25 protein-coding genes and 1 tRNA gene are annotated in these 20,332 nt (G+C 64.2%); 14 read left to right on the top strand and 12 right to left on the bottom strand.

Annotated elements, in window-relative coordinates; genetic code table 11:
• Positions 1–6: 6 nt before the first annotated feature.
• Positions 7–1,188: an iron-containing alcohol dehydrogenase family protein gene (locus HWV23_RS08135; RefSeq protein WP_178289915.1), complete on the bottom strand. Its 1,182-nt coding sequence runs from the start codon at positions 1,186–1,188 to the stop codon at positions 7–9.
• A 584-nt stretch (positions 1,189–1,772) separates the two neighbouring features.
• On the opposite strand from HWV23_RS08135, the gene HWV23_RS08130 reads away from it, so the two are divergent.
• The 3 genes from HWV23_RS08130 (at position 1,773) to HWV23_RS08120 (ending at position 5,228) form a co-directional block, all read left to right on the top strand.
• The gene (locus HWV23_RS08130) at positions 1,773–3,557 is read left to right on the top strand and encodes a hypothetical protein (protein ID WP_211693341.1); all 1,785 of its coding nucleotides are present in this window, start codon (positions 1,773–1,775) and stop codon (positions 3,555–3,557) included.
• A gap of 4 nt (positions 3,558–3,561) precedes the next feature.
• The gene (locus tag HWV23_RS08125) at positions 3,562–4,863 is read left to right on the top strand and encodes a DUF7405 family protein (protein WP_178289913.1); all 1,302 of its coding nucleotides are present in this window, start codon (positions 3,562–3,564) and stop codon (positions 4,861–4,863) included.
• A gap of 289 nt (positions 4,864–5,152) precedes the next feature.
• Positions 5,153–5,228: transfer RNA gene (locus HWV23_RS08120), tRNA-Ile, on the top strand.
• Between the two features lie 59 nt (positions 5,229–5,287).
• On the opposite strand, the gene HWV23_RS08115 is transcribed toward HWV23_RS08120, so the two are convergent.
• Both HWV23_RS08115 and HWV23_RS08110 read right to left on the bottom strand, forming a co-directional pair.
• A complete protein-coding gene (locus HWV23_RS08115) occupies positions 5,288–5,950 on the bottom strand; it encodes a helix-turn-helix domain-containing protein (RefSeq protein ID WP_178289912.1) in 663 nt (220 codons plus the stop codon).
• Positions 5,951–6,195: 245 nt separating this feature from the next.
• Positions 6,196–6,819: a DUF7998 family protein gene (locus HWV23_RS08110; RefSeq protein ID WP_178289911.1), complete on the bottom strand. Its 624-nt coding sequence runs from the start codon at positions 6,817–6,819 to the stop codon at positions 6,196–6,198.
• 178 nt (positions 6,820–6,997) lie between these two features.
• Here HWV23_RS08110 and HWV23_RS08105 point away from each other — a divergent pair, with 178 nt between their 5' ends.
• From HWV23_RS08105 to HWV23_RS08085, 5 genes are all read left to right on the top strand, one after another.
• A complete protein-coding gene (locus HWV23_RS08105; RefSeq protein WP_178289910.1) occupies positions 6,998–8,362 on the top strand; it encodes a hypothetical protein in 1,365 nt (454 codons plus the stop codon).
• A 99-nt stretch (positions 8,363–8,461) separates the two neighbouring features.
• Positions 8,462–8,962: a molybdopterin-dependent oxidoreductase gene (locus HWV23_RS08100; protein WP_178289909.1), complete on the top strand. Its 501-nt coding sequence runs from the start codon at positions 8,462–8,464 to the stop codon at positions 8,960–8,962.
• The gene (locus tag HWV23_RS08095; protein WP_178289908.1) at positions 8,959–9,576 is read left to right on the top strand and encodes a class I SAM-dependent methyltransferase; all 618 of its coding nucleotides are present in this window, start codon (positions 8,959–8,961) and stop codon (positions 9,574–9,576) included. The genes HWV23_RS08100 and HWV23_RS08095 overlap by 4 nt, the downstream gene beginning before the upstream one ends.
• A 76-nt stretch (positions 9,577–9,652) precedes the next feature.
• Entirely contained in the window at positions 9,653–9,937 is a 285-nt protein-coding gene (locus HWV23_RS08090) for a hypothetical protein (RefSeq protein WP_178289907.1), read from the top strand.
• Positions 9,938–10,217: 280 nt separating this feature from the next.
• Entirely contained in the window at positions 10,218–10,451 is a 234-nt protein-coding gene (locus tag HWV23_RS08085) for a DUF2249 domain-containing protein (RefSeq protein ID WP_178289906.1), read from the top strand.
• Here HWV23_RS08085 and HWV23_RS08080 read toward each other — a convergent pair whose 3' ends face one another.
• Both HWV23_RS08080 and HWV23_RS08075 read right to left on the bottom strand, forming a co-directional pair.
• Complete coding sequence (locus HWV23_RS08080; RefSeq protein ID WP_178289905.1) at positions 10,452–11,345, bottom strand: hypothetical protein; 894 nt, start codon at positions 11,343–11,345, stop codon at positions 10,452–10,454.
• A gap of 2 nt (positions 11,346–11,347) precedes the next feature.
• The gene (locus tag HWV23_RS08075) at positions 11,348–11,806 is read right to left on the bottom strand and encodes an SRPBCC family protein (protein ID WP_178289904.1); all 459 of its coding nucleotides are present in this window, start codon (positions 11,804–11,806) and stop codon (positions 11,348–11,350) included.
• A 104-nt stretch (positions 11,807–11,910) separates the two neighbouring features.
• On the opposite strand from HWV23_RS08075, the gene HWV23_RS08070 reads away from it, so the two are divergent.
• The 3 genes from HWV23_RS08070 to HWV23_RS08060 are packed head-to-tail and all read left to right on the top strand — an operon-like array spanning position 11,911 to position 13,889.
• Entirely contained in the window at positions 11,911–12,924 is a 1,014-nt protein-coding gene (locus HWV23_RS08070; RefSeq protein WP_178289903.1) for a hypothetical protein, read from the top strand.
• Positions 12,917–13,201: a sulfurtransferase TusA family protein gene (locus tag HWV23_RS08065; RefSeq protein WP_178289902.1), complete on the top strand. Its 285-nt coding sequence runs from the start codon at positions 12,917–12,919 to the stop codon at positions 13,199–13,201. Before HWV23_RS08070 ends, HWV23_RS08065 begins: the two co-directional genes overlap by 8 nt.
• A complete protein-coding gene (locus tag HWV23_RS08060) occupies positions 13,194–13,889 on the top strand; it encodes a hypothetical protein (protein WP_178289901.1) in 696 nt (231 codons plus the stop codon). Before HWV23_RS08065 ends, HWV23_RS08060 begins: the two co-directional genes overlap by 8 nt.
• Before the next feature lie 28 nt (positions 13,890–13,917).
• Here the strand turns inward: HWV23_RS08060 and HWV23_RS08055 are convergent, their stop codons facing one another.
• Together HWV23_RS08055 and HWV23_RS08050 are read right to left on the bottom strand one after the other, a co-directional pair.
• The gene (locus tag HWV23_RS08055) at positions 13,918–14,937 is read right to left on the bottom strand and encodes a DUF2249 domain-containing protein (RefSeq protein ID WP_178289900.1); all 1,020 of its coding nucleotides are present in this window, start codon (positions 14,935–14,937) and stop codon (positions 13,918–13,920) included.
• A gap of 70 nt (positions 14,938–15,007) precedes the next feature.
• A complete protein-coding gene (locus HWV23_RS08050; protein WP_178289899.1) occupies positions 15,008–15,241 on the bottom strand; it encodes a DUF2249 domain-containing protein in 234 nt (77 codons plus the stop codon).
• Positions 15,242–15,418: 177 nt separating this feature from the next.
• Here HWV23_RS08050 and HWV23_RS08045 point away from each other — a divergent pair, with 177 nt between their 5' ends.
• Positions 15,419–16,453: a hypothetical protein gene (locus HWV23_RS08045; RefSeq protein WP_178289898.1), complete on the top strand. Its 1,035-nt coding sequence runs from the start codon at positions 15,419–15,421 to the stop codon at positions 16,451–16,453.
• Positions 16,454–16,553: 100 nt separating this feature from the next.
• A complete protein-coding gene (locus HWV23_RS08040) occupies positions 16,554–16,868 on the top strand; it encodes a CGCGG family putative rSAM-modified RiPP protein (RefSeq protein ID WP_178289897.1) in 315 nt (104 codons plus the stop codon).
• A gap of 9 nt (positions 16,869–16,877) precedes the next feature.
• On the opposite strand, the gene HWV23_RS08035 is transcribed toward HWV23_RS08040, so the two are convergent.
• Positions 16,878–17,177, bottom strand: coding sequence for a cupin domain-containing protein (locus HWV23_RS08035; protein ID WP_178289896.1), 300 nt, complete (start codon positions 17,175–17,177; stop codon positions 16,878–16,880).
• Between the two features lie 111 nt (positions 17,178–17,288).
• Here HWV23_RS08035 and HWV23_RS08030 point away from each other — a divergent pair, with 111 nt between their 5' ends.
• Positions 17,289–18,509 carry an acyl-CoA dehydrogenase family protein gene (locus HWV23_RS08030; protein ID WP_178289895.1) on the top strand — a complete coding sequence of 407 codons (1,221 nt, stop codon included), beginning with the start codon at positions 17,289–17,291 and terminating at the stop codon, positions 18,507–18,509.
• 2 nt (positions 18,510–18,511) lie between these two features.
• Here the strand turns inward: HWV23_RS08030 and HWV23_RS08025 are convergent, their stop codons facing one another.
• The 4 genes from HWV23_RS08025 to HWV23_RS08010 form a co-directional block, all read right to left on the bottom strand.
• Entirely contained in the window at positions 18,512–18,880 is a 369-nt protein-coding gene (locus HWV23_RS08025; protein ID WP_178289894.1) for a hypothetical protein, read from the bottom strand.
• Positions 18,880–19,044, bottom strand: a complete 165-nt coding sequence (locus tag HWV23_RS08020) for a DUF7560 family zinc ribbon protein (protein WP_178289893.1) — start codon at positions 19,042–19,044, stop codon at positions 18,880–18,882. Before HWV23_RS08020 ends, HWV23_RS08025 begins: the two co-directional genes overlap by 1 nt.
• A gap of 25 nt (positions 19,045–19,069) precedes the next feature.
• Positions 19,070–19,594 (bottom strand): halocyanin domain-containing protein, encoded by a 525-nt coding sequence (locus HWV23_RS08015; protein WP_178289892.1) that lies wholly within the window; start codon positions 19,592–19,594, stop codon positions 19,070–19,072.
• 105 nt (positions 19,595–19,699) lie between these two features.
• Complete coding sequence (locus tag HWV23_RS08010; protein WP_178289891.1) at positions 19,700–20,326, bottom strand: helix-turn-helix domain-containing protein; 627 nt, start codon at positions 20,324–20,326, stop codon at positions 19,700–19,702.
• Positions 20,327–20,332 lie beyond the last annotated feature (6 nt).

The raw sequence follows: 20,332 nt of genomic DNA, 5'->3' as shown, positions 1-20,332 counted from the left end.
CGGCGGTCACCACGCCTCGCGAAGCACGCCTTCCAGTTCGTCGACGGTCGGGTTCAGCCCCTCCGGACAGTAGGGCATCAGGCCGTCGTCGTGAACGTTCTGGGCGATATCGGGCAGGTCCGACTCGTCCATGTCGCTGATTTCCCGCAGTTGCGTCGACAACCCGAGGGCGTCCCGCACCTCGATGACCGACTCGACGATGCCCTCGGCCATCCCCTCGGGGGTCGCCGCCTCGACGCCGAGGCCCTCCGCCAGCAACTCGCGGCTACCGTCGACCTCCTCGAAGAGATACCGGAGGGCATGCGGCGCGATGATGCTGTGGGCGTCGCCCTGCTGGACGTTATAGCCGCGGGCGATACCGTGGCCGAAGGCGTGGATGAGCGACAGCGTCAGCCCATCGGGGCGCGAACAGCCGTATTGGGCGAGAACCGTCCCGACGACGACGTCGTGCATCGTCTCGTCGTCGCGGTCGCCCTCGCCGAGGGCCGGCAGGCCGTCGCCGAGGTGGGCGAGCGCTCGTACCGCCGTTCCGTCGGTAATCGGCGACGCGGTGTTCGCATACAGCGTCTCGATGGCCTTGTCGAAGCCGTTCATCGCCGAGGCACACAGCACGCCGTGCGGCGTCGTCCGGAACAACTCGGGGTCGTAGAACAGCGCGTCGGGCATCAACCGCTCGTCGTAGACGCCGCCGCGAATCAGACCGTCGTTGCGGGCCGTAATCCCGCCGATCATCGACAGGTCCGCGCCCGCGAGCGTCGTCGGGACGACGGCGATGGGAAGCAACTCACCTTCGGGCGCCGCAATCGACCCGCTCTCCTCGAAGGTGCTTCGAATCTCGTCGTATGACTGGTCGGAGGCCGCCACGACGGCGGTGATTTTCGCGATGTCGAGGCTGCTGCCGCCGCCGACGGCAACCAGCGCGTCGGCGTCGACGTCTTCGACTCGGTCGGCGCCATCGAAGGCCGTCCCCAGCCGTTTTTCGGGCGTCGTCTCCGCGAACGTCCCGACGTGTGTCTCGCCCAGTCCTGTCTCAACGGGGTCCATCACGTCCGCCGACTGCCCGACGGTTCGGCCGGTCACGACCAGCGCTCGCTCGGCATCGAGCGCGTCGAGTTCGTCGGCCAGTCCTGCCACGCACGCCTCGCCGTACCGAATCGTGCCGGGCGCGTACTCGAAACGGAAGTCCATGTGGGCGTGGTGGTTCGCCTCCGGTTTGGGTGTTGGCCTCCGGGCAGGACGTTGGAATCATCCGTCTTTAGCTAAGATTATTAGTAATATTATGTATTGTAATCGGGGTCTTAGATATAGGGAAATGGATGCATAGACTCCGACACACTCGAACGCGAAAGATGAGCGTCCATCGCAAACACCGCTTCACCTCGTAGTCGATGTAGACGGCCTATTCGACCAGTAGACTCCCCGATCAGGTATTGCTGTGTATTTTAATAAAAGGCAGACAATTCTATGGCTAAAAAGTTCTGAAATGTGGAATAGAAATATCTATTCTAGGGCATTAGTGCTGTGTGTAGTCCTATTCTACTATGTACATTCATTTTTTATATCGGTTGTCTGAATCGCCATTTGCAATGTCGGATAAGCTATCTGAGAGCGAACTGCCCCGCCGAATGTATCTCCAACTAGCTGCAGCGGCGGGGGGTGCAGCGGCACTCGCTGGTTGTTCCGGCGGTGAACCCAGCGAGACCGAGCCATCGACTGAACAGCCAGACGGAGATCAGGTCGAACAGTTGTCGAACGGGATTCCGGATATCCGGATGGATACAGCGACTTTTGCTTCCGAACGCTCGTTCGACAACGAGGCCTACGAGCGGATGCACCTCTACAGGAAGCGTCAGGCCATCGAGACGCTGCTCGAAGACCCCGAAGTAAACGACCTTGTGAGTAGCTGGATTGGAGCCTTCGAGGTCTACGAGGTGTTGACGAACCATCTCGAAGTCATCAGCCTTCAGGGACCCTCCTCCTTTACAGTCGAAGAGAGTGGCTTTGTCTACCCCGGCGAGGAAATCCCCGAGGACGCCGAGGCGACCTTCGAGGTCACCGCAGAGGACAGACAGACCGTCTACGGACTGATCGACCGCCACACCGACGAAATCGTGGCTCTGGAAATCACCGACCCCGAGGATATCACCTGGGAGAAAACGCAGGACGCCGAAGAGATGAAACACGGACAGATGATCCTCGAGAGCGATCTCGTCCAAGAAGAGTTCGGTGATCTACGCGAGTCTACCTGGTATCCCTCTTTCAAAGGATCGGGCGGCGGATTCACCGCTCTCGGTGCTGGCGACCTCCGGCACGGGATGGGCGGTACGGCTGTACTCAACGTCGAAGACGATGGAGAGCGGAACGTCATCAGTGCCTTTTTCGACGGCTCTGGCGAGGAGCCAGAGATGATCAACATCACGCTCGTCGAGGACCACGTCGAGTATCAGCCACCGAGCCTCGCTGACGAGGTCGCGACGATGGACGAGTCCGTACTGGGAGACGTTCCCGGCGTCCCCTTCGAGAAACGGCCATACTACACGGCCAACGAAGGATGGCACCGCATCGAGCCCCCCGAAAACTCGTTCGAGCAAAGCGGTTGGTCGATCGACTGGGAAGAACCCAACTATCAGGGGATCACGATGACCGGGTCGTACAATGGCAAGCCGGTGTTCGAATCGTTGAATACGCCGACGACGATCACCGCCTACTACCTTCCCCCCCGTGAAGGGCGGAACACGCGGGAGTACTATTTCCCCGACGACGATACGGTGTTGAACGGTGACCTCGGCTTCTGGGACGTACACGGAACTGGCTTCGGTGGCCCGGGACTGCTCGGAAAGATCGATTTCCCGGCGGACAACGGACGGCCGGGAGGGTTCCAGCTCAAGACCCACTACCACACCGGCGCTGTCGGGGCTGAAAGCGTTGATTTCCACTCCGGGTTCCGCTTTGGACCGTACAACTACGATATCGCATACGACTTCTACGAGGACGGAGTCATGCGACCCGTCTTCCGGCGCGCTGGCCCGGGATTTGTCAGGCAGTTCGTGAACAAGGTACAGGCAAACTCGGAGAGTTACGCCGAAAACGGGAGCTACGAGGAGCGTGTCGTCCAGCACTACACCTCCACGCAGGCGTTCGATATAACCCCAGGGACCGACAGCGGTGTCGCGGTCGAACTGTTCGACGGCGACGAGTGGACCGAACCCGAGGAGGAACTCTACGTTGACGGCGAAGCAGGAATGAAAATACGGTTCAGTAACCCCGACGGTCCCGAGACTGTCGATATCCCACTCGACGAAGACAAAGAGGTCGTCGTCGTACGTCGCCACGAAGACGAAATCGGGCCCGGCGACGCGACAGCAGAGCGACTCACCGACGAAGAGACGCCGTCGGGTTTCTACCATCCTGCGCAGTACGTCGACGGCGAGTCGATACAGGGCGAGCGCCTGATCGTCTGGCTGCTGATGATCGGGGCGACCAACCAGGTCCCGTACTCCTCCGGGACGACCAACTTTACGACGACCGCGCAGATCGAACTCTCGGGCTACGAGTAGACAGATGGTGCCCCTTCCGTTCGACGGCAGTCCGGAACTGTCACGGCGCCAGTTCATGCGCCGTGCTGTGGCGACTGGCGGTGCCAGTGGACTCGCAGCCTGCCTCGATAAGCAGGATCGGCAGACGCTCGATGCGCCGACGGGCGTGAGTGACCCGGGGACACTTCCGGACCGACAACACGCCTGGAACGACGTCCTGCCAGTGGATTCCGACGGCAACGTCAGTCGGGCCACCCACCACGTTTTCTTGAGCCTCTCGCTGTCGAACGATCCAACGCCAGAATCGCGCCAACGCGTCGAAACCGCGCTCCAAGAGATCGAGCGTGCACTCGAATGGGGACCGGATGGCGTGTTGTTTACGCTCGGATACACACCCGCCTATTTCGACCGTCACGAACTGGGTCTCCACGAGTCAGTCGATCTCCCTGATCCTGATCCGATCACCGCGATTACGGCCGAGAGTCAGGTCGAAATCGACGACACGGATGCGATGCTGCATCTGGCAAGCGATAATCCCGCGGCCGTCCTCGCAGTCGAAGAAACGCTCTTTGGCGACAAAGACACCCTGAACGGCGAGGCTGTCGAGCAAACAATCGGGCCGGTGCTCGAGCGGACCAATCGCCGGACCGGATTCGTCGGCGCGGGGCTTCCCGCCGACCGCCAGGCCGGTCTCGATGGGATTCCTGACGGTCAACCGGTCCCCGAAGAAGCTCCCTTTTTTATGGGATTCAGATCCGGGTTCCGGGAGAGTCAGGCGACCGAGGACCGCGTCACGATTCAGGCCGGCCCCTTCGAAGGCGGGACGACACAACATTTCGAGTCGATCGAACTCGATCTCGAAATCTGGTTCGACGACAACGACCACGAGCAACGCGTCGCGCGAATGTTCAGCCCGGACCATGCAGAAGACGGTGCGGTCGGAGCGGTTGGCGAACAACTCGGTACCACGACGGGTGCCAAAAACGTTACAGACGAAATCCACGAGCACGCACGTGATGATGGGACAGTTGGACACGCGCAGAAACTCGCGCGGGCCCGTGACGACGGCGAGCCCGTGATACTTCGGCGAGATGTGAACACGACTGACGGTGATGTTGCTGGTCTCCAGTTCCTCTCACTCCAGCGAGAGATAACGGAGTTCCGCAGGGTCAGAGAAGCGATGCTCGGTGAACAGTTCCACCAGTACGGTCTCGGTCCCAGACAGCCAAATGGCATCCTCCAGTACATCCGTCTCCGGAACTGGGGCAGCTATCTCGTTCCCCCCCGACAGCATAGGGCACTCCCCCAGCCCGATCCGGCTCACTGAGCTTCGTGATTGAGACAACCCGTTAAAAACCGTCCGTGGGACGGGCCATGGTGAGCGACGTGTCAGGTCGGACGGCCACCCTCTCGACAACCCGCGGGAACTGGCCGTTTCGCGGTGTCCCGATGAGCGGGATATCGAGTACGAAGTCCACGTCCGAGTCGGCGATTTCGTGGAACGGATTTCGTTATCGTCGGGCCACCAGACGAATTGATGGAATCAATAGATAGTACGCGGTTGGAAGCCGATACCCGGCAAACTAAAGAGGGGCCAGCGGATACTCGGTGATAGAGGGCCCTTAGCTTAGCCTGGCTCAAAGCGGTCCGCTCATAACGGATTGAGCGCTGGTTCAAATCCGGCAGGGCCCATCCTGAAACACGTGTTTTCGGACAAAATCGAACTCGAAGAGCGGCGCCGAAAACGCCTCTCAATCCGAGGGCATAGCGATGTCCCGAGCCATATCGGGGTCCTCGCGCCTGTGTTCCTTTATAATCCGTTCCTCGACGCGGTGGAGGATTTCGCTACAGGTCGATTTCGCGATATCGACCTCGTTGGCGAGTTCGACGAGCGTGGTCTGACGCGGCGTATCGTAGTAGCCCTGCTCGATTGCCTCGTCCAGGAGCCACTGCTGGCGCTCGGTCAGGAGCGAATCGGATTCGGTGTCCTGTTGAATCCGTTCGACGGTGTACTGGATGCCGACCCTATCGAGGGTCTCCCCGAACTCCGAGAGCGTCTCCTGTGGGACCGTCACTTCGAGTGTCAGTTCGGCGTCCCGGACCTCGAAGGGCAGTTCGAGGGGGACGCCGGAGTCCTGCAGGGAGGTCAACAGCAACGGGACCGTCGTTTCGACCTGTACCCGGTGCATCTCGGGGTCGGCCTCGAAGACCGTCAGGTCGGTCACCGAATCGTACTCCCGCATCGCTTGACAGACTGCTTCCGGGTCGTCGCCGCGAATCTCGATTCGGGCGACGCCGGTCGCGGTGTTCGCGGTCGCGGCGAGGACGCGAAACCGCGTGTCGGGATACGTTCGGGACACCTTGCTGATCCAGATGGACTCGGGAATCGTGATGGTGAGTTTTGCGTAGGGCATGATGGGCTCGTGGGTCCGGTTGCCGGTCGGATAGCCGACCGGTCCCGACTCGCTTCACGCTCATGTTTTAGGCAGTCCTAAAAGTAGGTTGGCGTGAACATGTTCGCGTCTCTTTGAAGTAGGGGTCCGACGGCTCCTATCGGGACTGTCGACCGGTTCCTCTTCTCACAGGTGTAGAACGAGTCTCGAAAGCCACCGCTGCCACTACCGGGCTCGCATTCCGGCTCGATGGGCGAGGGGCGCGTTCAGAACGGGGCGTCCGTCGACCCGCGGCTGGCGCCCTCGTTTCGTGCGGCGCGTTCCATCGGGTTCGACCCGACCTCGGCGCTGTCCTCGGGGTCGGCCTGCACGTCGCCGGTTTCGAGGAACGTCCGCTCGAGTTCGGCGAGTTGGTCGTTAATCGCGCCGCTCTGGTGGTGCATCGGGGCCGCCCGAACCCGGACGAGGTCGTACTCGTGGCGGTCGGTGAGTTCGTTCCACGCCCGGAAGGAACCGATAGTCAGCGTGTGGGTCTGTGGGCAGAACGGCGTCGTCGGCGTGAACTCCGCACGAAGGACGCGCTCCGCGTCCTCGTCCTTGATGGCGTCGTCCGTGCCGTTGCGCTCGACGGCGTAGCGATACCCGGCGTTCTCGTGTCGGGTGTCCAGGTTCAACCGGGCGAGATTGTAGTTGAACGTCATATCGTACACTTTCCGGTCTTCGAACAGGTCCCGCGTCAGCCGGTGGAACGCGACGTGGTCGTCTCCCGCCAGCACGTCGTGTCCCGAGAGGAACTCGTTCGGCGTCGGGGTGTGGTCCGCGACGAACTCGTCGTAGCTATCGAACAGCGAGCCGTCGTCGCCGCCGAATGGTGAGGGGAAGCCCGGCATAGGCGTCAGTTCGCCGTCGACGGGGGTACGCCTATTGCCGGAGATGTTCGGGTGCCACGGATAGGGGTGGCCACGGTTCGACGAGCCCCGACGATAAGAGTCGATGTGTCCGGGACTCCCGAAGGAGGGGAACATATTCGGAGTTACACGCAGGAGTCCGCGGGTTCTACGGGAACGCATGGCCGCGATACCGGGCAATATCGAAACGAACCAGCAACCGCCGATGACGATTCCGTTACGGCATTTCATCGTGGGTCTGGGGTTCCTGTTCGTCGGCGTGCTTCTCGGTCTCGGTATCGCTGCCGACGCCGTGCCGGGGTTCGGGACGCTCGCACACGTTCACCTGCTGTTGGCGGGGTGGATCTGCATCACCATCATGGGCGCGATGACCCAGTTCGTCCCCGTCTGGTCGGGGGCGACCCTGCACTCCCAGCGACTGGCGAGCGCGCAGTTGACGCTCGTCGTCGTCGGATTGCTCGGGTTCGCGACGGGCCTCGTGGTCGACTCGCTCGTCTGGCTCATCCCGTTCGGCGCGCTCATGCTCGCCGGGTTCTGGACGTTCGTCTACAACATCACCCGGACGATGGCGTCCCTCGATTCCTACGACGTGACCGAGCGCCACTTCCTGCTCTCGGTCGGGTTCTTCGCGGTGCTCACGGTGCTCGGGTTCCTCCTCGCGGTCGATTTCACGCATCCGTTGTTCGCCGACCTGTCGGTCAATCGGGTCAACGTCGTGGGGATGCACGCGACGCTGGCCGTCTTCGGGGCCGTCCTGACGACCGTTTACGGGGCGCTCTACCAACTGGCGACGATGTTCACCCAGACCGAACTCCACGGCATCGACGACTACCTCCGACCGGTCGAGGAACTCGGGCATCCGGTCGGCGTCGTGCTGCTGGCCGTGGGCCGGTTCCTCGATGCGATGCTCGTGGCTCGACTCGGCGCCGTGCTCGTGGTGGCGGCCGCGCTCGCGTTCAGCGCGATACTCGGGCGGAAACTCTACGAGATGCAGGTCAACTGGACGCCGATGCACACGCGGTACGCGGTCGCCGCGCCCGGATTGGCCGCCTGGGCGCTCGTCTCGGCGCCCGCGTGGCTGCGAGCGCCGACCGCCCCGGAGAACCTGCTGGGCGCGCCCGGCACCGTCCACCTCCTCGTTCTCGGGGCCATCGGCTTCGTCGTCGTCGGAACCCTCTATCACATTATCCCCTTTATCATCTGGGTCCACCGGTACAGCGACCTCCTCGGACTCGAGGACGTCCCGATGATCGACGACCTCTACGACGACCGATTGGCGGCCGCCGACGCGACGCTGCTGGCGAGCGGGACCATCCTGCTCGTCCTCTCGGAGTGGTTCGGGCTCTCGTCGACCATCCAGGGCACCGGCGGCGTACTCGTGAGCCTCGGCATCGTCGTTTTCGGCACGAACATGCTCCTCGTCGTACGCGACCACAGTCCGCACTCGCTCGGTCGCATCCTCCTCGGTTCGCTGGACCCGCGCCGAACGGCGACGCCGGCCGGGGAGTCCCCGACCAAGGAGTAGCCGGGGGCATCTTCCTCGAACATGTTCGCCACGGAGCTATTTTGTCGCGCGAGACACTATCTCGCACGCCGACTTTGGTGATTCCCGAGGAACCTACCCATGTCCGACCTTCGAACCCACGACGTTCCCGACGAGGTCGAACCGAGCGACTGGACCCTCCGCGTTACCGGTGCCGTGGCGGACCCACTCCGCGTCGATCGCGAGGACCTCGCGGCGTTTCCCGTCGAGACGGTCACCGAGGATTTCGAGTGCGTCGAAGGCTGGGTCGCGGCGGGCCTCTCGTGGCAGGGGGTCCGCGTCAGTACGGTCCTCGACCGTGCCGGCCCCACCATCGACGATGGGTACGTCCTCGTACACGCGATGGACGGCGACTACGCGTGTTCGCTGTCGCGGGCCCGCGCGGAGGAGTCGTTGCTCGCGGTCGGGCTCGACGGCGAGCCGCTGGCGGTGCCCCACGGCGGGCCGGCCCGGCTCGTGCCGACCGACGGCGGCGCGGACTGCTGGGAGAGCGTCAAGTGGGTCACGGAACTCGAAGTCCGTGAGTCGGAACCGGTGGCCGGCGATACGGCCAAGGAAATCGCGCTGGACCGAATCGAATGAGTCGGCTATCGAGGTGGGACGAACGGTTCGAAAACGGGGAGTATCCTTCGGACCCGGAACCGTCGCCGGTGTTGCGGCGTTATCTCGACGCCTGTCCGGACGGGCGGGCGCTCGACATCGCGACGGGTACGGGGCGCAACGCGGTCTTTCTCGCGACGGAGGGCTATCGGGTCCACGCCATCGACCAGTCGAGGCCGGGGCTGCGTCTCGCACGTGAGAACGCCCGCGAGCGGGGTGTCGCCGACCGTATCGACTGGATACAGGCCGACGTCGGGAGCTACGCGTTCCCGCCGGCGACGTACGACCTCGTCACCATCAGTTTCTATCGTGCCGTCGACCGCCTTCCGGATATCAAGGAGGCGCTCGCTCCCGGTGGGGTTCTGTTCGTCCAGCACCATCTCCGGACGGACGACCCGGTCGAGAGCGGGTCCGGGGACGACCGCCATCGCTTCGCCGCCAACGAACTGTTGGGCGCGTGTCTGGACCTGACGGTGCTTCAGTACGCCGAGCGAATCGAGCGGCGCGACGACGGCCGCCGCAGCGCCGTCGTCGAACTCGTCGCACGGAACAGTTCGGGACCTCGGCAGTCGTATCCGCACATCGAGTGGGACTGATAGCGGGCCCGAATCCCTCGACTCACCCGAATATCTTCGTCCCGGGACCCATACCCGGTGGCCGCCTACGCGATATATGTCCGATTCCGACCCCGAATCGCGTATCGACGTGACCTTCCACCCACAGGCGTGGGTCGATACGGCCGGTAAATCCCACGAGCGGGGACGAAAACAGCTGATTCCGGCCGAGGGCCGTGAGCCGGTCCGTTTCACCGTTCCGCGGGCCGACGGCACCGACTCCTCGGGACAGGTCTTTGAAGACGAGTCCTACGAGGCGAACCGACTTCGGGACCACTCGGCGGCGCCGGACTGGGTGAACGCGTGGGACGGGCCGTATTTCGTCACGATGGACGCCGAGTGACGCCGTCGCTCCGCCGTGATGGAAATCGCCCGAACGGCTGGCTACTCGTCTTCGGGGAGATACGTGCCGCACTCCGGACATTCCTCGTCGGTAATCGTCACCTGAAGGTCACACTCGGGGCAGTAGTCCCGATAACACGCGCGGTCGCCCATGGTTGGCGTTGTCATTCCATCGGCATAGGTATTGTTGCGGTCGGTTCGGTCCCACTGACGTTAATGTCATCTCTGGAACGAACATCATCGGGCGAACGTTACAGTTCCGTGCGCGCCAACGGCCGAGTATGAGCGTGGAACGATTCGATGCGGATCGGACGCTGGACGTCCGCGAGATAGACGGCGAGCCGTTCGGGGACATCATGGCCGCCCTCGAAGACCTGCCCGACGACGAGTCGCTACTGTTGATAAACAGCTTCGAGCCGGTACCGCTCTACGACGTGCTCGAAACCCGCGGCTTCGAATACGAGACGGCCAATCCGGAACCGGAGACGTGGCACGTCGAAATCACGAAGGCCTGACTACTCCGTACGGAAGTTCCCGGTCCGAACGACGAGGTGGCCCGTCTCCAGTTGCGTCAGTTCCGGCGTGATGTCGACGTGCGGGCCGAACGCCGTATACGCGAACGCCTGCCAGAGCACCCGCTCGGGATAGGGACGCCGCGAGAGGTCGACGCCCAACTCCGCCGCCAGCGCCGTCTCGTCGAGTTCGTCGACCGTGGTCGGAACCGCCATCGGATCCGGTATCCCGTCGATATCGAGGCCGAACGACGGGAACAGCCGGTATGTCGCTTCAGGGGCCGGATGATGGAGTTCCCGCCACCCCGGAAAGCGGACGACGAGTTCCGGTGTCACCGTCGATGCTCCCTCACCGTCTATCGGTTCAACGCGTCGCTTGGGGAGGCCGATTCGACGCCGCCCGCCGGCCAAAACGCTGTACTCGTCTCCGGCGACCGTCAATTCGATTCGTCCGGCGGACCGACTCTCGATGGACACGTCGGGGACCGAGTACGACGCGACGCAAGCCGTCGTCGTATCGCCCGCAATCGTCCCGTCGACGACGAGCGTCGTGCTGCTTTGGCCGTCCGTCACGAGCGGTGGCCCATCCGCCGGAAGCGAGTCGAAGCCGACGAGGTCGTGGGGGGTTGCACAGACCAGTCTCCAGTCCACCGGCGTCCCGATGGACGACGCCATCGCGGGCCGCCAATAGAAGACCCGCGAGGCCCCGTCGAGTTCGTAGGGTACGGCATCCGGAAAGAAACGGTCGCCGTAGCCGCTGGGGTCGAGACTCGGGTGTTCGAGTTTGAGTTCGAGGTAGGGAAGCGACCGGACGATAGGCGCCGATACCCCATCCGGCGGTATCCGTCGCCATTCGACGGACGTTCGAGCATCGGCGACGCCCGCCTCGCCCGTCATCCTCACTTACCCCCGGTTTCGACTGCAGGGCGGTCCTCCGCCGGGTTCGACGGTCCGTCGGTCGCCTCCAGCAGCGACGTGACCGCATCGAGTTCCGCTCGCCGCTGGCGTCTGATTGCCGCGCTGTTGAGGAACGACCCGAACCCGGACGTCGGCGGGTCGAACGACGTCTCTATCGTGAGGCGACTCCCCGAGGCCGTCGCGTCGACGTAGTATCGGGTCACCATCGCGTCGAAGGGACCGGACACTTGTTCGTACGCGAGCGCGGCCGACTCCTCCTCGCGTAGTTCGACGTCCAGTTCGAACTGGGCGACGGCCACCCGCTTCGTCAGTTCGAGGCGGTCGCCGTCGCGCTCGACGTCGAAGCCGGCGGCATCGAGGAAGACGGTGACGTTGTCGAGTATCGAACGGATGCGGGATTCGGAGGCGGCGTATTCCCGGTCGACGGATGCCGTTTCCATGGTCAGAGTTCCGGCCGAGAGGTCGAGTGCTCTCGGCCGAATATCTTCGCCCGGACGGTTAGTTTGGGCCGTCACCAAGCGTTCACCGGTGGACCCCACTCGCTATGCCAGACCCCCAGACCCCGACTGCCGCCGAACGGACGGACGCACTCTTCGACAGGTACACGCTGCCGAAAATCGCGCTGGCCGTCATTCTGGCAGCGTCGGTGGTCGGGACGTGGGTCTCCACGACTCGAAACGGCTCCACTGCCCCAATTCTCACCGCGGCCAAGTGGGGCTATCTCGTGGCGATGGGCGTCCTCACGGGCGGTCTCGTCTGGAAACACGGCTTCGTTCGGCCGGCCGACCTCGGGGACGGGGCCGCCGACTACTGCGCTGAGATGTACGCCCGGTTCGACGACATCGCGGCCGGCGCGATTGCGGTCCTCGCGGTCGGCGGCGCCGTCGTCTTCCGCGAGTATCTCGGCGTCTTCGGGGTGACGGTCCCTGTCGTCGGGTACGGCACGCTGGTCCTCGCGTGGCTCGGGCTTGCTGGCGTCTCGACGTACCGGAGCGATACCGTCGAGCGGCAGTTCCGGAGTCCGACCGGCCTCGCCGCGCTGGCGCTCGCGGTGGCGGTCGTCGTCGCGACGGCCATCGCCGAGGTCGCAATGGTCGGACTCGACCCCGTCGCCGCGGGCGTCCGCGTGCTCCACCTCCTGACGTTCGCGCTGTGGATCGGCGGCGCGGTGTGGAACATCTTCGTCGCCGTGCCGACGGGCCAGAAGCAACCCACGGTCGAGGTCGTTCGGGCGGCCGGCCAACAGCTCGAACGGTTCCGCTGGGCGGTTCGGTTCATCATCCCCACGCTGTTCGTGACCGGGCTCTATCAGGCGGTCGAGGGGTTCGGAACGAACCTCGGGTGGTATCTCGGAAGCGTCGTCGGCGCGGCCATCCTCGCGAAAATCGGCTTCATCGGCCTGCTGGTCGTCATCTTCAAGCTCTGTCCGATGTGGCGGGCCTGCTCGCCCATCGAGGGCGTCTGCGACATCGAGGACCTCGGTGGGGACGATGCCGGACCGACCGCGTCGCCGGCCAGCGAACCGACGGGAGAGCCGGAGGTGACGACCGATGACTGAGAGCGTGATTCCCGAGACGGCGCCCGACGTCGAACCGGACATGACCGTCGACAACCGCGGTCGCGGCTGTGCGAGCGGCATCGCCCGAGTGCAGCGCGCGCTCGAAGACCTACCGGACGGGGCCGTGCTGGTCGTTCGGAGTACCGACAAGCGAGCGAAGCAGGAGTATCCGCAACTGGCAGCACAGACCGACCACGAACTGCTCGCCATCGAAAGCGAGCGTGGACGACTCCTCAGAAAAGAATACACGACCTATCTGGAGATTCATCATGAGTAAACACGACTCGACAGCAGCCGACAGTCCCGCACAGACTCCCGACGAAACCCCCTGGCAGCGCCTCGCGAGCGCGGACCCGATTCGTATCCGCGACCCGCTCGCGGAGGTTCTCGGCATGGTCCCGGACGGCGACCCCCTCGTCGTGACCTTCGCCGACGTGGCGAAAGCCGCGGGCCACGCCTGCCCGGCCGTCGCCGGCGCGTATCGAAGCACACAGTTGGCGCTTGACCGCCTCTACCCCGACGACTACCCGGTACGGTCGAACGTCGTGGTTACCGTCGGCGGTGCCCCGAGCGACCCGGGGCTCGGACCGATGGCGAACGTCATCCGACACATCACCGGCGCTGCTGACGAAACCGGATTCGCCGGGTTCGCCGGATTCGGCGGTCGGGACGACCTCCTCTCGTTCGGGACCGTCGAGGCTCCCGGCCGTGCGTTCCGGTTCGAACGGACCGATACCGGCGCCGCGGTCGTCGTCTCCTTTGCCCCGTCGGCGACCGGCGTCGACCCCGATGACGGCGGCGGCGCGCCGATGCAGGCGCTCGGGAAAATCGTCTCCGGCGACGCCGATGCGGAGGAGACGGCCGCGTTCCGCGAACAGTGGCACGGCCGCGTCCAGCGAATCCTTGATGCACCCGCCGACGGCGGTCCCTTTACCGTCGAACTGGCGTCCGAAACTGACGAGTGAAAACAGTCGATTTCGTTCCGCGTTCCGCTTAGAACGGCGCTTCCGGATTTTCGCCCTGCTCTATCTCCACGTCGGCCGTCTCGTCCTTCCCGATGAGGACTCTGAACTCGCCGGGCTCTTTCTGACGGTACTCCCAGTAGAACTCGTCGCCCGCCTCCGCGTCGAACTGGTGATACAGCGGCTTGGGGTCGTGGTCGTTGACCAGCACGAACCCCTGTCCTGTCTGAAGGTCATCGTAGGCCTCGAAAATCCGTTCGTGTCGCTGCGCGGGCGGAAGTTCTCGAACGTCCAGTTCCTCAGTGACGGTAAGCGAGCCACTGCTCGATGACGCCCCGTCGTCCGCGCGCTTCGTGACGTGGACCCGACAGTGGCCGGGTTCGTGCTCGATAATGTCCCACTCGAAGGCGTCCCCGTATCGCTGCTGGAACTCGCGATGCAGCGGCTTCGGTTCGTGCGGTGCGATGATTTCCAACGTCTCACCGTCCGCGATGTTGCCGTAGCGGTGGTGAATCGTCGGATGGCGCTCTTCTTTCGGAATCTCACGGACGTCGAAGGACGCGGCAACCGCGGGGTCGAGCGTCCGGGTTTCGTCGGTCTTGCGTATCTCGACGCGCCATTCCTGTGGGTCGCGGTTCGTGTCCTCCCACTCGAAAACGTCGCCGCGGGTCGAGCGGAGTTCGTGATACAGCGGTTTCGGGTCGTGGTCGTTGACCAGCACGAACCCCTCGCCGGAGTCGAGCCAATCGAAGGTATCCGTGAGCACTTCGTGGCGCCGCTGGGGCGGCATATCGCGAACGTCGAAGTCGGCCAGTTCGCCCTCATCGAGGGGCTCGCCCTTCGTGACGTGAACCTCCGCCGTATCGCCCTGCTCGTCGGTTTCCCACTGGAGGTCGAAGCGTCGTTTCATCCGGTACTGGGCGAGGAGCACGGCCGCGTCGTCGTCGGTAACGAGCGTTACGGTCTCGCCCGCGTCCGCCGCATCGAGCGCTTCGAAGACCGTTTCCCGGCGGTCAGCCAGCGAGTCGGAACGGGTATCGAGCGTCGTCATCACGTCCGTGGAGGACGCCGTGCCTAATAGGCGCGTTTGCGAACGTCTTCGCCGGGGTGATGGCGGGGCGTCACTCCTTGGGGAGCGTCGCGATGAACTCCTCGGGGCCGACACAATCGACGCTGTAGCCCTCGGCGTCGAACGATTCGACTTCGGCTGCCATCTGGTGATACAGAGGCGTCGGCTCGTGGTCGTTGATGATGGCCAGCGCTTCGCCGCTCTCTAATGCCTCGAACGCGTCGAAGATCTTCGAGTGGCGTCGCGGTGGCGGAACCTCTCGTACATCGAGTTGTCGTTCGACCATTACGTCGGAACCGTGGGTCGCACCCACCGAGACGGTTTTCGCGAAGATATTCGCACTCCGCCCCGCGTCGGGACCGGCCGTCCGCCCCGTCGATTCGTTCGACGGCGGGGGGGACTGCTGAGATGCCACTGCGTCCGCTACCAACTATTATTACGCTTTGCCCGGATGCCGACCATAGTGACTGACCGAGCGTATCGGTATCCGCCGGACGTCGTCCTCGATTCTCGGTTCGGGTCATTCAGCAGGCTCTGTGTGGTTCTCATCGCCGTCGCGGCGGTAGTGGACCTCGCCCTCGTCGGCTTTCCCGAGACGGGCATCCCGTACAACTACCCCTTCTTCGTCACTATCGTGCTCCTGCTCGCTACGGTCGTGATTCTGCGGTGGTCCCACGGCGTGATGTGGCAGAGCGTCGACGAACTCGCCCGCATCGCTCGACGGAACCGCACCGACCCGCTTTCGCTCCCGACCGATGCCGACCCGGAGGCCATCCGCACGGAACTCACGAACGTCCTGTTTCTCGGGTACCATCCGGCGTCGATTCTCGTCGGCGCCGTCATCTCCGGGTCGTTTCTGCTGGGCGTCATGGCGGTTACCGACGTCTTCGCCGCGTATCCGTACCGCCTGATGAACTTCGGGGTCGGCGCCGCACACGGGGCCTTCTTCGGGCCCGTGTCCGCCATCCTCTATATCGTCGTTCGTGGTCTCCGGAACTTCATCATCGACATCGACCTGATGGACCCCGATGGCGTCGGCGGCTATCGGAAAATCGGCAACGGCATCGTCACGATGGCCAGTTACAGCATCCTGCTCATCACCATCGACTTCGTCATCGTCTCCAGCGTCACGTTCACGCCCTTTACCGATTTTCAGGTGGTAGTGACCGGCATCTATCTGGTGCTGTTGACGGTGGTCCTGCTCGGCGCCATCACCATCACGTCGCTCGTCCGCCGTCGCCTCCTCGATATCCGGGACCGGAAGGTCGAACGCATGCAGATGGCGTTCAACCGGCAGGAACACGCCTACTGGAAGAAACAACAGCAGGGCGAGGGACTCACCGAGGCGGTCCACATCCTCGCGATGCAGGCCATGTTCCACCAGCTCAACCGGATGAACCTGTGGCCCATCAATCTCCCCTCGCTGCTGAAACTGGGCGTGAGCGTCGGGTTCTCGCTGCTCGTTTTCTTCCTCGACCATACGAACGCCCTCTTTTGACGGGGCCGCCGCCGACGGCCCGCCCTTCCCATCTCGACCGGATTCCCACGTACTGGGACTCGCCCGTTGACTAAACACGGAGGAGGCCCTATAGTTACGCATGGCCACCGATTCCCACGACCATGACCACGACGCCGAAGCGGTGACCGACCGCGTCCACGACAACTCCTGGTCCGCGAACCTCGAAAAGCCGCAGTACGCCGACGACCCCGAACTCGCCGTCCGTGACGGCATCGTGGCCATCGAGCATACGGCGCCGGGCAACCACGTCAACCTCGTCACCCACGGCGACCTCGGCCACCCCGAGGAGTTCCTCTATGACGCGCTCGCCGAGGAGTACGACGAGGATGTCGACTGGGAATACATCCAGCAGTGTGGCTGCGGCGGCCACGTAACCCGGGTCTACGTCGAGTAAAACCGGCTTTCAGTCCCGAGGCGCGAGAACGAGCAGCACCGTCGCGTCGGTGACCGCGCGCGGCGAGATGTCCTGGTCACCGTCGAAGCGGGCGATATCGCCCGTATCGAGGCCGTGTGTCGACTCGCCCAGCGTGAGTTCGACGGTCCCCGAGATGACATAGCAGACGATTTTGCGGTCGGGATGGCTGTGCTTGGGGACCTGCTCGCCCGCATCCAGCGAGAGGCGGACGGTCTTCGGTTCCTCGCCGGGGAACACCTCGGCGTGGGGTTCGGTTTCGAGGTCGGGAAGGTGGTGTTTCGTCGGCACACCGGGAGTAGACCCGCCCACCCTCTCGCTTCACCTCCGAACATGTTCGTCGCGGTCTCAGGGCGTGAGATTCACCGCCGCGGTTCTTTCGGTGTGTGGCAATCATCCACTATGGAGTACGACGACCCCGAACCCGGGCGCATCGTCGCCGAAAAGACACAGGAGTTCCTCGACGAGGTGGTCATCCCGAAAGAGCGGTCGCTGGCATCGGGCGGTACCGTCTCGGCCGGTACGGTCCGCGAACTCCGCGAGCAGGCCCGAGAGTACGGCGTCTATGCGCCGCAGATTCCCGAGGAGTACGGCGGCCTCGGATTGAGTTTCCGCGAATCACTGCCGGTTTTCGAGGTCGCGGGCCGGTCGCTTTTGGGTCCCATAGCGCTTCGCGTCGACGCCCCCGACGAGGGCAACATGCACACGCTGGAGTTGGCCGGCTCCGACCTCCAGAAGGAGCAGTACCTCCGGCCGCTCGTCGACGGCGACATCAAGTCGGCCTTCGCGATGACCGAACCGAGTCCGGGTGCCGGCTCGGACCCGAAGATGCTCCGCAGTCGCGCCGAGAAGGATGGCGACGAGTGGGTCATCGACGCCCACAAGTGGTGGACGACGCAGGGCGTGGAAGCCGACGTCTTCATCGTCCTCGCGCGGACGGACCCCGACGCCTCGGCCTACGACGGCTGTTCGCTCTTCCTCGTCGACGCCGACGCGCCCGGCGTCGAGGTCGTCCGGAACATCCCGCATATGGGCGGCGGACCGACCGGCAAGAGCCACGCCGAGGTGAAGTTCGAGGGCGTTCGCGTGCCCGAGGAACACCTGCTGGGAACGCAGGGTGACGGCTTCGCCATCGCCCAGAAACGGCTTGGACCCGCCCGATTGACTCACTGTCTCCGCTTTTCGGGTCTCGCCGAACGCGCTCTCGACGTCGCCTCGGCGTACCTCTCCGAACGGGAGGGTTTCGGGTCGAAACTCTCCGAAAAGCAGGCCCAGCGGTTCGCGTTAGCGGATGCCTCGACCCGCCTGCACGCGGCCCGGACGATGGTCCGACACGCCGCAGACCGCATCGAGGCCGGCGAGCAGGCCCGCGTCGAGGTGTCGATGGCGAAGGTGTTCACCGCCGATATCGCACAGGATGCCGTCGACACGGCCGTTCAGGCCTGTGGCGGCAGCGGAATCGGCAAGGACCTCCCGCTGTCGGACTTCTACGAGTCGGTCCGGCCGTTCCGCATCGTCGACGGCGCCGACGAGGTCCACAAGCGCGTCATCGCCCGTGACCTGCTTCGGGACCCGCCGACGGAAGAACTCGAACCGTTGCCGACCTTCGACATCGAGCGATAGGGCTACGCGTCGTCACAGAGGGCGGCGACGTTGGCCTCGCCCCACGCGAACTCGGCTTCTTTTCGGCCGTCGAAATCGAGATAGGAGCCGATGGTACAGAGGGCTCGGTCCGAGAGCGTCCGCGTGTCCGGCGGGCCGTCGGTGTCGGATGGAGTCCCACTGCCCTCGTGCGGAACCGGACTCGTCACAACGTGTGACTGAACCGGGCCGTCGGCTGCCGGGTCGAACCACTCCTCGCGGATGCCGTCGTCCGTGGCACGATATCGGATTTTCGCGCCGTTGTCGAACCGTACTTCGACGGCAGGGTCGTCGCTGGCCGTCCTCGCGCGAGGGCGGACGCCGTCCAGTTCCGGGAGGTCGGCGTCGGGCACTACGGCTCCCCGATTGTCGCCTCGCGCGGCTCGAAATCGTCGGGCGATGCGGGGGCCGAACAGACGAGACAGCCGTCCTCAAGCAGGCTCCGGCGGACGGACTCCCCGACGACCGTAACGTCCGCGTTACACGCGGTACAGGTGAATCGGTATTCGGGCTTCATGCCGTGAGAACAGGGCGTGTTGCGATTATTCGACGACTTCGATGGCGCCTTTCATGCCCTGGGTCTGGTGGGGTTCACAGACGTAGAGTTGGATGCCGGTGTTGTCGAAGGACTGTTCGAAGGTGTAGCCTTCCTCGTTGGAGTAGTCGCTAGTGAAGTCGCTTTCGGAGCCTTCGACGGAGGCGACGTTGTGGCTGCCGCCCGCGCCGGTCCACTCCCAGACGACGGTCGTACTCGAAGAGATGCGAATCGCCGGCGGGTCGAAGGCCAGCCCGTCGCCGGCGCCGACGTTCACGGTTACCTCGTCCTGACCGGTGAGGTCCTCGACGGAGCCCTCGTAGAGGTTCGCGCCGTCGAGGTGGTCGGCGATTTCCTGCGGCACGTCGCCACCGCCGTTGCCACCGGGTGTCGGCGTGTCACCGTTCCCGTTTCCGCCACCGTTGCCGTTTCCATTGCCGTTTCCGCTGTCGCCGCTACAGCCGGCGATGGCCGGCGTGATGGCCGCCGCACCGGCGAGCTTGACGAACGTCCGTCGGTCGGTATCTCTCATTACAGTCGGTCGTAGCCGCCCAACACGAATAAAGCGGGAATCCGTGTCCCACGGCTTGAGATAGGCCTGTACTTTTAAGCCGGAGTAGCTGCCCCCTCCGTCCCATTAGCCGTCCAGAACCTCGTCGAGCAGTTTCGACTGGGCGGCCGCCAGATGCCCGCGGAACGTCGCGGAACTGATATCCAGTGCGGCGGCGACCTCCGCGGCGTTCGCCCCCTTCGGATGGTCGAAATAGCCCATCTCGTAGGCGGTTTCGATGACCTCCCGCTGGCGGTCGGTCAGTCGTCCGCGGTCGACGACGACGGTTTCGCCCGCCGTCGACGCCCCGGAGCGAACGAGGTGTTCGAGATTCACTTCGGCGTAGCGTTCCCGGAGCGACGCCACGACGTCCCGGAGCGTTTCGACGTCCTCTGGCCGGAAGACGACGCGCAACCGGCCGTCGACGGCGCTGATATCCGCGACGGGACAGCCGAACGTCTCGATGCGCTCGCAGGGACAGGCCCGGTCGGCGTCGCGCTCGAACCGATAGACGGTGTAGCGGTCGTCCTCGAACACCTCACGGGCGTCCGTCGGCGGGTCCCCCTCGCCCGCCACCTCGAATTCCTCGACGACGGTGCCGTCGGCCACGCTACTGCGGGCGACCTCGCCGACCGTGGCGTCGGTCGCCGCCGAGGCCGTCGCGACCGGGCAGTCCCGAGGTCGGTTCACCGTGACCGCCGCTTCGAGCCCCATACGCGA

This window comes from Natronomonas halophila (assembly GCF_013391085.1).
Classification (GTDB): domain Archaea; phylum Halobacteriota; class Halobacteria; order Halobacteriales; family Haloarculaceae; genus Natronomonas; species Natronomonas halophila.
This window is presented reverse-complemented; position numbering and strand designations above follow the sequence as displayed.

What these genes read in the sequence shown, in the direction of transcription:
- HWV23_RS08135 (WP_178289915.1), bottom strand. Translation starts at nt 1,188, where the DNA reads ATGGACTTCCGTTTCGAGTACGCGCCCGGCACGATTCGGTACGGCGAG.
- HWV23_RS08130 (WP_211693341.1), top strand. Translation starts at nt 1,773, where the DNA reads ATGGATACAGCGACTTTTGCTTCCGAACGCTCGTTCGACAACGAGGCC.
- HWV23_RS08125 (WP_178289913.1), top strand. Translation starts at nt 3,562, where the DNA reads ATGGTGCCCCTTCCGTTCGACGGCAGTCCGGAACTGTCACGGCGCCAG.
- HWV23_RS08115 (WP_178289912.1), bottom strand. Translation starts at nt 5,950, where the DNA reads ATGCCCTACGCAAAACTCACCATCACGATTCCCGAGTCCATCTGGATC.
- HWV23_RS08110 (WP_178289911.1), bottom strand. Translation starts at nt 6,819, where the DNA reads ATGCCGGGCTTCCCCTCACCATTCGGCGGCGACGACGGCTCGCTGTTC.
- HWV23_RS08105 (WP_178289910.1), top strand. Translation starts at nt 6,998, where the DNA reads ATGGCCGCGATACCGGGCAATATCGAAACGAACCAGCAACCGCCGATG.
- HWV23_RS08100 (WP_178289909.1), top strand. Translation starts at nt 8,462, where the DNA reads ATGTCCGACCTTCGAACCCACGACGTTCCCGACGAGGTCGAACCGAGC.
- HWV23_RS08095 (WP_178289908.1), top strand. Translation starts at nt 8,959, where the DNA reads ATGAGTCGGCTATCGAGGTGGGACGAACGGTTCGAAAACGGGGAGTAT.
- HWV23_RS08090 (WP_178289907.1), top strand. Translation starts at nt 9,653, where the DNA reads ATGTCCGATTCCGACCCCGAATCGCGTATCGACGTGACCTTCCACCCA.
- HWV23_RS08085 (WP_178289906.1), top strand. Translation starts at nt 10,218, where the DNA reads ATGAGCGTGGAACGATTCGATGCGGATCGGACGCTGGACGTCCGCGAG.
- HWV23_RS08080 (WP_178289905.1), bottom strand. Translation starts at nt 11,345, where the DNA reads ATGACGGGCGAGGCGGGCGTCGCCGATGCTCGAACGTCCGTCGAATGG.
- HWV23_RS08075 (WP_178289904.1), bottom strand. Translation starts at nt 11,806, where the DNA reads ATGGAAACGGCATCCGTCGACCGGGAATACGCCGCCTCCGAATCCCGC.
- HWV23_RS08070 (WP_178289903.1), top strand. Translation starts at nt 11,911, where the DNA reads ATGCCAGACCCCCAGACCCCGACTGCCGCCGAACGGACGGACGCACTC.
- HWV23_RS08065 (WP_178289902.1), top strand. Translation starts at nt 12,917, where the DNA reads ATGACTGAGAGCGTGATTCCCGAGACGGCGCCCGACGTCGAACCGGAC.
- HWV23_RS08060 (WP_178289901.1), top strand. Translation starts at nt 13,194, where the DNA reads ATGAGTAAACACGACTCGACAGCAGCCGACAGTCCCGCACAGACTCCC.
- HWV23_RS08055 (WP_178289900.1), bottom strand. Translation starts at nt 14,937, where the DNA reads ATGACGACGCTCGATACCCGTTCCGACTCGCTGGCTGACCGCCGGGAA.
- HWV23_RS08050 (WP_178289899.1), bottom strand. Translation starts at nt 15,241, where the DNA reads ATGGTCGAACGACAACTCGATGTACGAGAGGTTCCGCCACCGCGACGC.
- HWV23_RS08040 (WP_178289897.1), top strand. Translation starts at nt 16,554, where the DNA reads ATGGCCACCGATTCCCACGACCATGACCACGACGCCGAAGCGGTGACC.
- HWV23_RS08030 (WP_178289895.1), top strand. Translation starts at nt 17,289, where the DNA reads ATGGAGTACGACGACCCCGAACCCGGGCGCATCGTCGCCGAAAAGACA.
- HWV23_RS08020 (WP_178289893.1), bottom strand. Translation starts at nt 19,044, where the DNA reads ATGAAGCCCGAATACCGATTCACCTGTACCGCGTGTAACGCGGACGTT.
- HWV23_RS08015 (WP_178289892.1), bottom strand. Translation starts at nt 19,594, where the DNA reads ATGAGAGATACCGACCGACGGACGTTCGTCAAGCTCGCCGGTGCGGCG.
- HWV23_RS08010 (WP_178289891.1), bottom strand. Translation starts at nt 20,326, where the DNA reads ATGGGGCTCGAAGCGGCGGTCACGGTGAACCGACCTCGGGACTGCCCG.